This is a genomic window from Oscillatoria sp. HE19RPO (genome assembly GCF_024220515.1).
In the GTDB taxonomy this organism is placed as follows: domain Bacteria; phylum Cyanobacteriota; class Cyanobacteriia; order Cyanobacteriales; family Laspinemataceae; genus Laspinema.
Genome location: NZ_JAMXOT010000361.1, coordinates 1 through 14,816, shown reverse-complemented (window position 1 = coordinate 14,816; position 14,816 = coordinate 1). Strand labels below are relative to the sequence as shown.

General features: G+C 49.0%; 12 protein-coding genes. 6 read left to right on the top strand and 6 right to left on the bottom strand.

The genetic code is table 11. The features are described from left to right. Positions 1-179: 179 nt before the first annotated feature. Together NG833_RS26595 and NG833_RS26590 are read right to left on the bottom strand one after the other, a co-directional pair. Positions 180-725: a hypothetical protein gene (locus tag NG833_RS26595; protein ID WP_254568291.1), complete on the bottom strand. Its 546-nt coding sequence runs from the start codon at positions 723-725 to the stop codon at positions 180-182. 271 nt (positions 726-996) lie between these two features. Further along, positions 997-1,599, bottom strand: coding sequence for a hypothetical protein (locus NG833_RS26590; RefSeq protein WP_254568290.1), 603 nt, complete (start codon positions 1,597-1,599; stop codon positions 997-999). A 250-nt stretch (positions 1,600-1,849) separates the two neighbouring features. Here NG833_RS26590 and NG833_RS26585 point away from each other — a divergent pair, with 250 nt between their 5' ends. From NG833_RS26585 to NG833_RS26575, 3 genes are all read left to right on the top strand, one after another. Further along, positions 1,850-2,827, top strand: coding sequence for a DUF2382 domain-containing protein (locus tag NG833_RS26585; RefSeq protein ID WP_254568289.1), 978 nt, complete (start codon positions 1,850-1,852; stop codon positions 2,825-2,827). A gap of 317 nt (positions 2,828-3,144) precedes the next feature. Continuing rightward, positions 3,145-4,131, top strand: coding sequence for an S-layer homology domain-containing protein (locus NG833_RS26580; RefSeq protein ID WP_254568288.1), 987 nt, complete (start codon positions 3,145-3,147; stop codon positions 4,129-4,131). Positions 4,132-4,362: 231 nt separating this feature from the next. Further along, complete coding sequence (locus NG833_RS26575) at positions 4,363-5,148, top strand: pentapeptide repeat-containing protein (protein ID WP_254568287.1); 786 nt, start codon at positions 4,363-4,365, stop codon at positions 5,146-5,148. A gap of 592 nt (positions 5,149-5,740) precedes the next feature. Here the strand turns inward: NG833_RS26575 and NG833_RS26570 are convergent. The 3 genes from NG833_RS26570 to NG833_RS26560 all read right to left on the bottom strand — a co-directional run bounded on the left by NG833_RS26570 (position 5,741) and on the right by NG833_RS26560 (position 9,464). Further along, positions 5,741-7,894 (bottom strand): WD40 repeat domain-containing protein, encoded by a 2,154-nt coding sequence (locus NG833_RS26570; RefSeq protein ID WP_254568286.1) that lies wholly within the window; start codon positions 7,892-7,894, stop codon positions 5,741-5,743. 1,149 nt (positions 7,895-9,043) lie between these two features. Then, positions 9,044-9,211: a hypothetical protein gene (locus tag NG833_RS26565; protein WP_254568285.1), complete on the bottom strand. Its 168-nt coding sequence runs from the start codon at positions 9,209-9,211 to the stop codon at positions 9,044-9,046. Further along, positions 9,189-9,464 (bottom strand): hypothetical protein, encoded by a 276-nt coding sequence (locus NG833_RS26560; RefSeq protein ID WP_254568284.1) that lies wholly within the window; start codon positions 9,462-9,464, stop codon positions 9,189-9,191. The genes NG833_RS26565 and NG833_RS26560 overlap by 23 nt, the downstream gene beginning before the upstream one ends. 653 nt (positions 9,465-10,117) lie before the next feature. On the opposite strand from NG833_RS26560, the gene NG833_RS26555 reads away from it, so the two are divergent. Together NG833_RS26555 and NG833_RS26550 are read left to right on the top strand one after the other, a co-directional pair. Beyond that, positions 10,118-10,573: an NUDIX domain-containing protein gene (locus NG833_RS26555; protein ID WP_254568283.1), complete on the top strand. Its 456-nt coding sequence runs from the start codon at positions 10,118-10,120 to the stop codon at positions 10,571-10,573. A gap of 134 nt (positions 10,574-10,707) precedes the next feature. Next, complete coding sequence (locus tag NG833_RS26550) at positions 10,708-11,547, top strand: alpha/beta fold hydrolase (protein WP_254568282.1); 840 nt, start codon at positions 10,708-10,710, stop codon at positions 11,545-11,547. A gap of 11 nt (positions 11,548-11,558) precedes the next feature. Here the strand turns inward: NG833_RS26550 and NG833_RS26545 are convergent, their stop codons facing one another. Further along, positions 11,559-12,386 carry a pantothenate kinase gene (locus tag NG833_RS26545; RefSeq protein ID WP_254568281.1) on the bottom strand — a complete coding sequence of 276 codons (828 nt, stop codon included), beginning with the start codon at positions 12,384-12,386 and terminating at the stop codon, positions 11,559-11,561. A gap of 349 nt (positions 12,387-12,735) precedes the next feature. On the opposite strand from NG833_RS26545, the gene NG833_RS26540 reads away from it, so the two are divergent. Continuing rightward, entirely contained in the window at positions 12,736-14,679 is a 1,944-nt protein-coding gene (locus NG833_RS26540) for a GAF domain-containing protein (RefSeq protein WP_309143886.1), read from the top strand. The last annotated feature ends 137 nt before the right edge of the window (positions 14,680-14,816 follow it).

Genomic DNA, 14,816 nt, shown 5'->3' with positions numbered 1-14,816 from the left:
CAGTCGTTTCCGGATTCAAGGTTTATATAAAGAAGCAGCAATTCTCCCCGTTTGTAGTAACGACTTCAGTCGTTTCCGGATTCAAGGTTTATATAAAGAAGCAGCAATTCTCCCCGTTTGTAGTAACGACTTCAGTCGTTATCCGGATTCAAGCAACCCAAATTCAGCAGAAAATTAATTTATTTTCGAGATTCAAATTTCTGCCATTTACCCTGAATCCAAACCCAAAAGGTTTTCCCCAAGAAAAGGGAGATGCGGCGAAAGATATTCCAATTAACGGTTAGTTTACCCAAGGGACTATTATCCGGGTGATTGTACCGTTCTTCCTCAATAATGTTCCAAGCCATTTCCAGGGTGGAGACACGCTGGGGGGAACGTTTAAACCACTGGATGAGGGCACGAATCACTTTTTGTTGACGAGTCAGGCGGTTTCCGATGAGAATCTCTGAGGCGAGGGTGGGGTAACGCTGATCGAGTTCGGCTAAGGTGCGATCGCCCCAATCTCGGATTTCCGGACTGGTACTTTCGCTGAGTTCCTGACAGAGTTGCCAAGCTTGACGCAATTTGCCATTGCCTTCATAAGCTTTGACTAAGGCTTTTTTCGCTTTAAAGAGAGTACCCGGATGGAGTTCATTGACTAAAACCGCTTCTAATTGGGCGATCGCCTCGGCATAATCCCCCGCTTTCAGTTGCGCTAATCCCACTTGTAAATTTCGATTGGCCATAGCATGATTGGCATTTCTATTGGATAGGCTGCTTGTTTAGAATACCCCGGTTCAACCCTCCAGATATCATCGCTTAATTCGGTACATTTATATTCATAAAACTGCTTGTTTTTTATTTTATACATATAAAATGTCAGTAAATTCTTTTTTTATATATAAAACTAATTTTTATATATAAATATAAAATCCAGCTAGACTGGACGTTGAATAACGAGCCTGAACTAGCTGGAAAAATAGAGATTGAAAGAGATTGAAATGCTAAACGCTGTTTTTAAACCACCGTCCGAGGACTCCGAGCACCGAGGGTCGCGCCAATTAAGGATGCCACTAACCCTAACAAGGAACCAAATAAAAATGACCAGCCAGCCCGGGCCACACTGTCTGCGATCGCCTGGGCTTCAGCCGGTGTGATATTTTGTGCCCCCGGGGGTACATTCACGCGATTGGCAATATCTCCCGCATTTGCCATCACAATTCCGAAGGTTCCTGATACACCACTGGCTAGTAACCATGAACTGAGTGCTAAAGTGGTTGCCCACAAAATTGCTCCATTTAATAGGGCGGTATTTTTGTTCATCGGTCCACAGGTGCGAGCCATGATCCAAGACCCCACCAGTAGGGCAATAAATAAACTAATAATGGACCAAATTCCCACTCCCAGACCAATAGCATTGGGGTCGGCTTGGGCATCTGCTGCACCCACGCTCATCCCGATCGCCACTCCCAGAGCACTTAATACCAATTGGGTACTCAACGCGATCACGATTCCTGCAAAAATTGGACCCCACCGGACGCGATCGTGATAATCGACCACCGGGGTTTGCATCATGGCTGGTTCGGCAATATTCACTCCGCCGCGATTTCCATAAGTCATTGTTACTATCTCCCTTACCCTACTTTCGTTAATTTTTTTTTAAGCAAAATGCTGACACTGGGGGGAATGCCTGCATCAATATGGATTTACTGTAAGGCGGATTTACTAATTTATCTATCTATCTAGGGTTATAAGTTAACCCAATCAGAACCGACAAAAACTCAATCGTCAGGTAGAGGGAAGAACCTATTACTTTTTCTACTATAGAGATATAGAAGATAAATGTAACAAAACTTTAAGGAGACGATACATGACGCTTTACAAAATTAAAGATTTTTATCCCAACTATCGAGACGATTTATTCGATGGGGATGATATTAAAGGCTATGACGTCTATGCGGCCAATAACGATGAAAAAATTGGTCATGTTGATGATGCCCTAGTGGATGAATCCGGTTATTTTCGGTATCTCGTCATTGATACAGGATTTTGGGTGTTTGGAAAACGGGTCTTGATTCCCATCGGACGCTGCCGAGTGGATAACGATCGCAACCGGATCTATGCGATGGGTCTGGAAACCAAAGAACAAGCCGAACAACTGCCAGAATACCATGAAGATACCGTAGTCGATCGCCACTACGAACAAAATGTGCGATCGGTTTATAGCGTTCCTAACGTGGAAAATTCTGCCACAGTAGAAAACAGTCCTCCCGTAGAAGGGGCTGGTGTCGCGGCCACCGCCACGGGTCGCCAGGTGAAATCCCCGACCCTTCCCCAGACTCCAAACCGTGCGACGACGACTCAAGAAACCGAGCGCGTCGTCGCTCATGAGGAAGAGCATTACAGTTACGAGCACGAGCCTTCTCTCTACAATACAACCGATCGAGATCATCAAAAACTCAAGCTGTATGAAGAACGCCTCGTCGCGCACAAACACCGCGAAAAAACCGGGGAAGTTCTCGTCAGCAAACAAGTTGTGACTGAACAAGCCAAGACAGCTATTCCCGTTGAAAATGAAAAAGTTGTCGTTGAAGTCCGCGAAGCCGTAGGGACTGAACAGAATCTGGCGGCAGGTGAAGCCGCTTTTAACGACAAGGAAATTGCTCGGGTCGAAGTCTATGGAGAGAATGCAGACATTCGCAAAGAAGCCTTCGTGCGAGAGGAAGTCGAAATTCACAAAGAAGTCGAACGCAATACGGTTCAAGCCGAAGAAACTGTGCGTCACGAAGAATTAGAAGTCAAGCGCGAAGGAAATCCAATTGTTGAGGATAATACAAAGCGCCGCTAAATCCAATTCAAGATTGATTGACGCTTCGGAATCAATGACTGAAAGTGAGATAGAGCTGGATCGGTGTAGTTAACAACCCCGAGGCTCATATCGGATGTCATGAATGGGATAATTCATCAGGGGAGTGGGAGCGTCCCGCTCCCTACAGCAGCAAGGGCGTGGGACGATCCCACTCCTAAAATTCTATTTTCATAATGATTTAGACTTTCTATCCAAAAGAATAATCCACCCGGTTAAATCCTTTCATCCTCTCACAACTATTAAATAAGTGATTGATTCCCCAGTTTTAGCAGCCAGCAGTAAGGAGAATATTAATTATGGTTTTTTCATTGAAATGGCCCGTTGCCATCTTTAGTTCTATTGTTCTCGGGGTGACTTCCGGGGTTATGCTTCCGGATTTGTTGCAGGTAGAAACCGCTTCGGCACAGGGTCAACAACCGCAACAACAACCGCAACAACAACAAAGCTCATTCCCGGATGTCGAACCCAACTATTGGGCCAGTCCGTTTATTGAAGGGTTAGCCGAAGAAAACATTGTGGTAGGATATCCGGACGGAACCTTTAGACCGACCAAAAATATTGAGCGGGATGAGTTTGCCGCCCTGATTCGCAAAGCCTTTGAGGTCACCGAAAGACGGGAAATTGCCAGTGGCAGTGTGTTTAATGATGTTCCCGAAAATTATTGGGCGGTTCCGGCGATCGAGGAAGCCTATCAAGGCGGTTTTATGGACGCCTCTTCTAATAATCAGTTATTCTATCCTCGGCAAGACATGACGAGAGCAGAAGCCCTCACCTCGTTAGCACAAGGGTTACAATTGGTCCAGGTTCGTCCACCGGCTACGACTTATCAAGCAGGCGATCGCACTCCCTCACGTCAGACGAGACGCCCGGTTGCCAAACGACAACTCGCCTTTCCCCTGGCGTTTACCGCCCTGATGCAACCGTTCTTATTAATTCAACGCGCCAACGCCCAAACTCCCGCACAACCAGGACCCGTCGTGGAGGAACCCACTCAAGAATCCTTTGTCACCGAACAACCGGCACCGGATTTAACCGCCTATTATGCGGATGCCGATCGCATCCCTTCCGAGGCAACTGACCCCATCTTAGCTGCAACTCAAGCAAATATCGTGGTCAATCATCCCGATCCATCGGTCCTCAACCCCAACGAATTTCTAAGTCGGGGTTCCGCTGCTGCCTTGATTTATCAAAGCTTAGTCCATGCCGGACGCATGGAACCCTTACCGGAAAATTCCCCCGCGAATCAATACATTGTTGAACCCCCGGCAGAGAACCAACCTTAAATGGAGAGGGTAGGGGCGATTCAAGAATCGCCTCGACAAACCTAGAGGGAATGGGTCAGTCCGTCAGGGGCGATCGCAAGAAGCCCTCAAACCTGGTGACAAGGCCAAAAAGTCCGGATTCAGCCCGATTTTCGCGCAAGTTGGTGGGTGGTGTTTGCCGAGTCATGCCTTTGGATGGTTGATGAATTCGTGCAGACCCCATTTTAAGCGCAACCATAGTAAGGGCAACCTATGAAACGAATGAGTGCTGAGGACCTGGTGAATCATTATGAAGCCGGACAACGTGACTTTTTGCTGTTGGATCTCAGTGGTTTAGATCTGCGCGGGGCTTCCTTACCCCATATTAATCTCATGGGCGTTGATCTCGTCGGGGCCGATCTTAGCGGTGCCGATTTGAGCAATGCAGACCTCAGCGGTGCTGATCTCACTCGGGCGAACCTGTCCTATTCCAATCTAAGTGGGGTTGAACTGTCTCACGCGATCGTTGGGGAAGCCAACTTTACTGGCACGAACCTCTCCGGGGGAATCCTGAATGGTCTAATTTTAGGCCGGGAAGATGCTCGAGGACCGAATTTTAGGGAATCTAATTTAACCGGGACCCGGTTAGTCGAGGTCCAGTTACCCACCGCCAATTTCACTGGAGCTAACCTCACCGCTGCGGACTTGGCCTATTCTCATCTCACTCGGGCTAATTTTTCGGAAACCTTTTTATTGGGAACCTTCCTGAAACAAGCCAATCTAGCTGGAGCCAATTTCAGACGGGCGCAGTTGTTCGGGACTTTTTTTGTAGAAGCCTGTTTAAGTGAGGCTTGTTTTGAGAATGCATCTCTCAACTGTGTGAATTTCTATCATGCCGATTTAAACCAGGTTAACTTCGACCTGACCACGGATTACAAACGCCTCGTCATGCCAACCGGCTACCGAGGCGATCGCTCTAAATTCCGCCAGTTAAGAGAAAATCGCCAAGAGAATGTAGCCGTTAAACCTCTAGTTCAGGCACATTCCGTTCATTGGTGATGTTTGGTGATGGGTCATTTGTCATTTGTCATTTGTCCTTGGGGGATGGGGGAGATGTTTGTAGTAACGACTTCAGTCGTTATCCCTCCCCCTTTCAACGTCCCGACTTCAGTCGTTTTCGCGTTACTTGGCGGATGCCAAGTAACGCCCCGATATCAGGGTTTGCCTCCAGTTCCCAAGCAGACAGGCGGTAGACCCGCCGATTGCTCGTGTGATGGCGATCGCCATCACACGAGAGCAACGACTCAAGTCGTTACTACAAACGCCGGAAACGACTCAAGTCGTTACTACAAACGTCGGAAACGACTCAAGTCGTTACTACAAACGTCGGAAACGACTGAAGTCGGGACGTTGAACGGGGAGCATCTCAATTTGGCCTCAAAGGGGAATTTATACGTCTTGCTCCCCCTGACCTCGTAGGTCAGGGGGCACCGGCGGTTAGGTCTCTTTACCTTCTTGAGATGCTCCCTACAAACGTCGGAAACGACTCAAGTCGTTACTACAAACGTCGGAAACGACTCAAGTCGGGACGTTGAACTTCCTCATCTTCCTCATCTACCCCAATGACCAATGACCAATGACCAATGACCAATCACTCCACTCCCCAAACTTTAACCGTCCCATCAGCGCTGCCACTGACGATGAAATGGGAGGTGGCGGGACTGAAGGCGACGGCATTGACCCAGTTAGAATGGCCTGAAAACATCCGGAATTCTTTCCCGGTTCGCAGATGCCAGATTTTGAGGGTACTATCTGCACTGCCACTGGCAAGCTGATAGCCATCGCGACTGAAGGCGACGGAATTAACGGGTTCTGAATGAGCGCAAAGAGTACCGCGTTCCTCAAAAGTGAGCAAGTTCCAGAGTTTGATTGTGCCATCTTCACAACCACTGGCGATGGTTTTGCCGGTGGGACTAAAGCTGATGGAATTAACCGCATCGGCATGACCCTCTAGAGTGCCGAGTTCTTCGGAGGCATTCCAGTTCCAGAGTTTGATGGTGCCATCCATGCTGCTACTGGCTAAAGATTCCCCATCGGGACTGAACAGGACTGAGGATACGGCATCGGAATGGCCTTCTAAGGTGCTAATTTCTACTCCGGTATCCAGGTTCCAGAGTTTGATGGTTTCATCGGCGGACCCACTGGCTAAAATGGGAAGCTTGGGATGCATGGCGACGGCATCGACGCGATAGGAATGACCGCGTAGGGTGCGAATTTCTTTGCCAGTTTGCAGGTTCCAGATTTTGATGGTTTCATCGCCGCTACCGGAGGCGAGGAGTTTGCTATCGGGACTGAAGGTGACGGACCAAACGCCTTCGGAATGTCCGGAGAGGAGGATGGCGAGGACGCCACTGTTGAGACTCCAGATTTTGACGAGTCCATCTTCACTGCCACTGGCGACACGAGTACCGTCGGGACTGACGGCGATATCTTCGACCCAGCTAGAGATGCCACTGAGCGATCGCAATTCTTCACCACTATGCAGGTTCCATTTGGCGGTGTCTCCACCACTGCCACTGCCAACCATTTGACCATCGGGGGTAAAGACGACGGAATCCACCCATTCGGCGTCTCCTCCCAGGGTGCGGAGTTCTTCGCCGCTTTCTAAACTCCAGACTTTCAGGGTGCGATCGCCGCTGCCGCTGATTAACCGGCGTCCATCAGGGGCGATCGCCAGGGAACTGACCCACTCTCCATGTCCTCTGAGGGTTTTTAAGGCGGAATCTTCGGGGATTTTCCCGGTTTCTACATTCCAAAGTTTCACCGTATCATCGGCACTGGCACTGATCAGCAACCGTCCTTCCAGACTGAAGGTGACGGCGTTAACTCCTGCCGTATGGCCGGTGAGAGTGGCGATCGCCTTCGGGTCACTCACACTCCACAGTTTAATCGTGCCATCTTCACTCCCACTGGCAATCTGCTGTCCATCGGGACTCAAGGCGACGGAATACACCCAGTCGCGATGTCCGGTAAAGGTCTGTAATTCTTCTCCAGTGTCAAGATTCCATAATTTAACGGTACTATCTCCGCCACTGACTAACTGTTTCCCATCGGAACTGAACGCAACGGAATATACCCAGTCGTAATGACCTTCTAGGGTTCTAACTTCTTCCCCAGTCTCAACATTCCAGAGTTTAATCGTATTGTCTTTGGAACCGGAAACCAGGAGTTGGCTATCGGGACTAAAGGTGACCGAGGTGACCCATCGGGAATGGCCGGTGAGGGTCTGTTTGAGGGAGGCGATTTTGGGAGAGTTTTCCTCGTTGATGGTCCAGAGTTTGAGGGTGGCATCCCCACTCCCACTGGCAAGCCAACGACCATCGGGACTAAAGGCAACCGAATCCACCCAATCGGAATGTCCACTGAGGATGCCGAGTTCTTCTCCGGTTTCCAGATTCCAAAGTTTAATGGTATTGTCATTGCTGCCACTGGCTACCAACCGTCCATTAGGGCTAATCGCCACGGAATAAATCCGGCTGGAATGTCCCCCCATCGTGCGGATGCACTTAAAAAAACGATAGGGGTTATAGTCTTGTAAGGCTTTGCGAACCTCTAGTTCGGGCCGATTTCGCAGGAGCAAATAGGCCGCACGCTGCACGGGTTCTGATTCGTCCTTTAAGGCCTTGATGACCTGCTCTAATCCCGAGGACCCCTGCTTTACAGTTGTTGTGAGTGTATCGATTCTTGCTTCTATATCTGCGATCGCCGCCTTAGCATGGACTGGCTGAGTTGGATGATTTGCCATTGCTTTTTTTTTACTCCGTGCCGCTCTATGAGCCGTTTCTCTGCATATAACAGACGCAGCGCCTGTCTCGCTCTCGCGATTTTTCCCTAGCCCTTCAAGGGACAAACGCTGTTGCTTTTCTTTTACTTTACTCCTCGATAGGACCCTTTTTCATCCGTCCAAACCACAACCGATTGAGGCTCTGTGTCCCTACAAAGCACTCAAGGGGTCAGAACATTTGCCCGATCGCGGAAATTGCTAGTTTACTCACCTTCCTGGGTATTCTTCGGCAGCAAAAGCGATTGCAGGGAGTGAGGTTTTACTGGGGCTTGAGGCGTTTCGACCGCATCCCTAGATTTTGATGGGGTCCGTGAAGTTTCCCCTCCTTCCCTGGATACCCCCTTTTCTCTCTCCTCTTCTCTCTCCTTTTCTGGGTTAGGTTTTATCCAGATCTTATCCGATTTCTGTAGTTGAGGGAACCCATTTTTATAAAGTTTTAACGAATTTCAGGAGGTGGAAAACCAATTTTTTATAAAGTTTTAACGAATTTCCGGTATAAGGAAGAAAAATCTTCAATTTTTACTTTCCCGGTGAGTTGATGAAGGTTAGTCTCACGGTCTGGCCCTTTTACCCTCTGCTTTTGGAGGTTTTGGGGTTGGGTCTTGGGCTGAAAACTTTTAGGGAAAGCTGATGTTATCCCGGCGCTTGTTTTAGTCAGTTTTTCAGTGAATATCTTCTAGGGAGGTAGAGAATTGGAAAGGGGATAAATTGCCCCGATTTGACCTAGGGAATGGGCCACATTGCCGTGGAGTTCTCCCACATTTAAGGCTGGATTTAGGCAGGCGATCGCCTCGGAATCCTAGAAAAATTCGGCAGTGGGCAATCTCATGGCGATCGCCCACTCGGAACCGATGTTTTCCCACTGCGGGATTCGAGTTGCGAGGTTAGAGGATCTTCTCCAGGCAACGGCTCGATTTTTCGGGTTCATAAACCGGGAGTAAAAAGTTGCCAGTCACCTCTTGGGCAACTGACCCTCCACTTCGACTCCCTTTTACTCTCCCCAATCTCTCAAAAATCCGCGACTCAACCGCACTTTATTCTCTTGATTAGCCCCCCTTCATCGGAGGAGAAACTCCGCCTTGACTGAGGTTTAAATCCCAGAGAATTCAGTTAGTTGTCTTCCCCTTCTGTGTTTTCACTGTTTTCGTCACGGTTGCCATTCATATTAGAGTTACGGTTCTTGAAAAAGCGACCGGAATTAGTCGGTTTGCGGAACTGGCGCGCATACGCTTTATTCCGTTGTGCTTTTTCTTTTTTAGGATTGCGACGTTTTGCCATTATTATGGACCTCAAGGATAAACAACAAAAATGACTCTTGGCTCTCGGGTAGCTCTCGGGTGCGATCGCCGGGAGGTACAGACTGACCCCCCGGCGATCGCTCCCTTGATTGCACCGTTGTCAATTGCACTTTTTCAAGAGTTAGAACAAACAGGGCAAGGGGACTGAATTCCACAAAAGCAGGGGTGAGGGTTCGCACTCCCACCCAATATCCGAGCAGTTTCGTACCGAGGGTGAACCCCAGCTCACCCATTTCGGATGGGGATAGGCTCAATCCCATCCATTCGGGTTGAGATCAGAACCTGTCTCTCGAAAGAAAGCAAGCGATCGCCCATCATCCGGTGAGTCTCTTTTGGATGGGGCGGTTTACCCCCGCAACTGAAGGATGAATCCGATCCACTATTTTATGCCAGGGAACGCACAATTTCTCGAATTGCTCTCGGCAAAGACTACAGATGAGTTCTATGGAATCTCAATCTCAGGCATGACCGAACTTGCGTAGCACTGCATCCATGATAACAGTAAAGAGCTATCCCCATCCTGGGGGGGAGAGGTCGTTGGTCATTGGTCATTGGTCATTGGTCATTGGTTATTGGGCTTTAAGGGATGGGAGATGGGGGTGAGGGGGGGAACGACTGAAGTCGGGACGTTGAACTTGGGACAATTAGGATTGGGTGTCTTGAAATCCTGTAGACTCATCAACGATGATTCTAGTAGGTTGTAAGTTAAAATCAGGACGGGTTAGCAACGGTTTCATCTCGTGGCTCAAGTCACAGAGTTGTTCTCCGTTGATTTTTTGCTCATGGAGCAGAGGGAGGAAGTCAGATCAAGCCTCAACAGCAAGGCGATCGAGGTAGAGAGATTGAGTGTGGGCGGTGGTCGTTGGAATCCAGGATGATTTGATTTATGAAGCGCTTATGGCATTTTACGCAAGCCGTACTCGGGATTGTGTTTCGACATCCCGTCCTCGGAATTAGCATAATTCCCCTGTTAGACAACGGTCAAATCGTGTTGATCCGGCGTCGCGATAATGGTAAGTGGGGTCTACCCGGAGGCATGGTGGACTGGGGGGAAGATATTCCGAATACCTTAAAACGGGAACTCACGGAAGAAACGGGCTTAGAAGTCACTGAAGTGGGTCGTTTAGTCGGAATTTATTCCGCCCCCGATCGCGACCCCCGGATTCATTCGATCTGCGTCGTCGTCGCGGCACAGGTCCGGGGGGAAATGAAAATCTATGATACCGCTGAAATTCTGGAAGTCAAAGCATTTGACCGGGATTCTCTCCCCCTCGGTCAACTGTCCCATGACCACGATCGCCAATTACAGGACTTTCTCAATGGTGTGACGACGGTCGCTTAATTGGGTCGGGAAGCGTGGTAGCCTGATTTGGGCGCGGAGGAGTTGCCTCGGGTTACCGGCTTTCAACGGCGATCCTCCACTCCTCCATCTGCATAAACCCTTAACTCGATACGGATGCGTTTCAAGGACTCAGGATGACTCTACCGCTCCGCAATTCCCGAATCAAACTGTCCCAAGGGCAACTGTTCTGGCGTGAAGTCGGCCAGGAGGGACTCACTCTAGTATTTTTACATGGTTCGTGGAGCGATAGCGCTCAATGGGTGCCGGTGATTGAGCGCCTCCGGGCCAATTATCACTGTTTTGCCTTAGATTTACTCGGGTTCGGTGAGTCGGAACAGCCGAATATCCACTACTCGATCGCCCTAGAGGTGGAGTGTCTACACGAATTTCTGGAAACAGTCAACCCCGGCCCAGTTTATCTGGTGGGTGACTCTCTCGGCGCTTGGGTGGCAGCAAGTTACGCCCTGAAATATCCCGAGGTGGTGCCAGGATTAATCTTGTTGGCACCGGAAGGGGTCCAGGTGGAGGGCTTGAAAAAGCGCTGGTTTCGGACTCGCCTTTGGATTAAGGCATTGCCTTTGATTCGGGGGCTACAATCGGTCCTCTTTCCGATCGCCCGAATCTTGCGCTTGCACCAAGTGATGCATCAAGCTTTGTTAAATGCCGATCGCTTGCAAAAATTTGGGGTAGCTTGTCAGATTTTGTTCCAACGTCGCGCCAGTGAAATTGAAGCGGAGTTGTTGCAGGACCGCTTGAATTGGCTAAAAATCCCGGTTTTGATTTTAATTGGCGATCGCGATACCCCGACGGCAGTCGCTTTATCGGAAACCTACCATCGGGCGATCGCTGATGCGGATTTACGCCGCATTCCCGAGGTTAAGTCTAATTTACCCGAGGAACTCCCGGATCTGGTGACCCAACAGATTCGAGATTTTATTTCTAAACTAGAGGCTGAAACCGAGGCCGGGGTGTAACGACCTCAACTTTACCCGGACTGCTGTTGTTTCATGCAGCAAATCCCCGCCAAAATTAGATCCGGTATGGCGATCGCCTGTTTTGCTATCTCTGGCGCACTCTGGTAGAGAGATCTCAGTAGGATTTCCCCGCCTCCTCCAGTGATTACCACCGCAGAGGTGGGAAAGCGTTGCCACCAGTCCTCGATAAAGTCTCGTACCCCGGACCCAATTCCATAGACTACTCCAGAAGCGATCGCCTCCGGGGTGGTTAAGGCCCAGCGTGGGGGTAAGGTGGCTGGAAATGTGACCGGGGGTAATCCGGCGGTTTTTTCCGTTAACGATTGCAGTTGTAACCCAAACCCGGGGAGAATTGCCCCTCCGACTAATCGGCCCTGGGAATCGGCCCCAGTCAAGGTGAGGGCGGTTCCCGCATCCACGACCAAAACCGGCCAACCGGATTCGGTTGCGGCCCCCACTAAGGCTAAGGCGCGGTCGATTCCCAAGGTGGGATAAACTCCTAACAGGGGCAAATCCCCTAGGGTAATCTGGTTATATCTCCGGTAAGACTGCCAAAGCGCTAACTGGTGGGGAACGACGGAGGCGATCCACAGGGGGGGGTTGGGGGCGATCGCCTCACAACCTACGGGACCGGGAAACTCCATCTCCCGAGACCACAACTCCCCCCGGTTCCAGGCATGAATCAGCTTTTCCCCGGCAGAGGCGTCTAAATGAGGCGTGTGCCACACCTGTTTGCAAATTTCTCCCTGAAACCAGGCCCAGTGAAGTCTGGAATTGCCAATGCTTAAGGCCAGCCAGTTGTGCCGATCGCTTCCGGATTCCGTGGCACTGGTGCTCATGGTCGGGTGGCCCTGCATTCCCTGACTGTTGCTGTCCGCTTAGAGTCGCTTATAATCAAATAGAGATAAATCGATAGAAGGGGTTAAAATACTGACTAACTATTATAGCAAATTTTTTGAATTTATTTCAACAAAACTTATTAAATTAGCTTAATTTTTTATAAAATTTGTTAAGATAGCAGGAGTAGGAATAGCTGCATCTGCTTCATCGATTTATGTTGGCCCCTCCGATAAAAAATTTATGTATATAAAAGAACAAGCCCCCTGCTGTACATGGCCGAAGCCTGATTTATCACTCCCGCAAGCCAGTCGATCCATTCATGAGGCGACGGAGACCTACAAAGAAAATATGCAGATAAAAGATTTACACTCTCGGGAACTCCAGAGGGAAGTCCAGCGATCTCAATTGCTTAACCAGATCAATCATCAGGTTCGCAGTACCCTGGATTTAGATGAAGTGCTCCAAGCCGCCTGTCGTTTGTTAGGGGAAACCTTCAACTGTAGTCGAGTCAGCATTTTAGTCAACGAATCGGAAGAGGGGGACTGGTTAATTACCCGAGGAGAGTATAAGACGGATGATTACACCAGCCAATTGGGGACCCGAGTACCGTTGGCGGATAATCCCCACCTGCATCGGTTGATGTCGCAGGCGGAACCCTTAGCGGTGACGCGGTTTTTAGAGTTTCCCGGTTTGGGGGAAGAAACCTTACAACTGGTGCGGGCACTGGGAATTAAGTCTATGATGGCGATCGCCACTTCCTACCAGGGGAAAATCAATGGCATCATCGGACTGCATCAGTGTGATCTTGAACGGGAGTGGTCGCAATGGGAACAGGACCTGTTAGAAGGGGTCGCCTCCCAACTGGCGATCGCCATTAACCAAGCTCAATTGTACAGTGCCACCCGTGCTGCCGCACAACGGGAATCTTTACTGCGCCTGATTACGAACCAAATTCGCAGTACCTTGGACTTGAATACCGTTTTAAAAACCGCAGTCCGTGAACTCCGTAAACTCCTGAATACTGACCGGGTGGTGATTTATCGCTTTTTGGAAGACTGGGCCGGGGAAATTGTGGTCGAAGACCTTCATGTGCCTTGGCCCTCGATTTTTGGCCAAATTGTGGCGGATAATTGTTTTAAAACTGACCATGCCGAACTCTATAAACAAGGGCGAGTTCGGGCGATCGATGATATTCATAATTCTGGATTAAGTCCTTGTCATGCAGATTTTTTAGACAAATTGCAAGTCAAGGCCAATTTAATCGTTCCCATTACCATGCACGATCATCTCTGGGGATTGTTGATTGCTCATGAATGTCATTCAACTCGCCATTGGACCCAAGGAGAAATCGAACTTTTAGAACAGTTAGGTCATCAGATGGCTATCGCCATCTCACAAGCAGAATTATATCAAAAAGTTCAGGATTCCGCAACCCAATATCAAGCTCAGGCTGAAGAATTAAAACGGACTTTACAAGAACTCAAAGCGACCCAGCAACAACTCATTCAAAGCGAAAAGCTGTCCAGTTTGGGACAGTTGGTAGCTGGAGTTGCCCATGAAATTAACAATGCCAATAATTTTGTTCATGCCAATTTATTCTACGTTCTGGAATATGTAGAAGCTTTGAAAAAAGCGATTGATATTTACGAAGCTGCGGCCTCAGAAATTCCTCCAGAAATCGAAGAATTGAATGAAGAGGTGGATTTGGACTATATCCGGTCGGATTCCCCGAACCTAATTGGTTCCATGCAGCAAGGAAGCGATCGCATTCGCAAAATTGTTCAAAATTTGCGGAATTTTTCCCGTTTAGATGAAGCCGGGGCTAAACCTGTGAATCTCAATGAAGGTTTGGAAAGCAGTTTATCGATGTTGCAACATCGATTTCCCCCGGAATTGAAAATTCACAAAGATTATCAGACTCAAGGGCGAGTGGAATGTCATCCAGCCCAGATTAATCAAGTGTTTTTCAACTTAATTGATAATGCATTAGATGCGATCGCCGCTAATCCAGATACCGAGGGTGAACTCACCCTCTCAATTTCCGAACCCTCTCCCCATTGGGTGAGCATTTCCATTAAAGATAACGGTCCCGGAATTTCTCCAGAGATTCAAGACCAAATTTTCAATCCCTTTTTTACGACAAAACCCGTAGGAAAAGGCACCGGGTTGGGTCTATCTCTGTGTTATCAAATTATCGTCAAAGGTCATAACGGCAAGATTCGCTGCATCAGCGCAGGGCAAGGGACGGAGTTTATTGTAGAACTGCCCCTGAAAATGATGGAAGAGAAATAAGGGGATTCCAACAAATAAATCATCCTTGCTTTGATGCGATCGCACCTAACAAGGCTCTTTTAGCCCGCGCAGGCACCGCTTTGTCCGTGTAGCTCCAGGCTTGAGCCTGCGGGTTTTTTGAAGGTTTTATTTTTTGG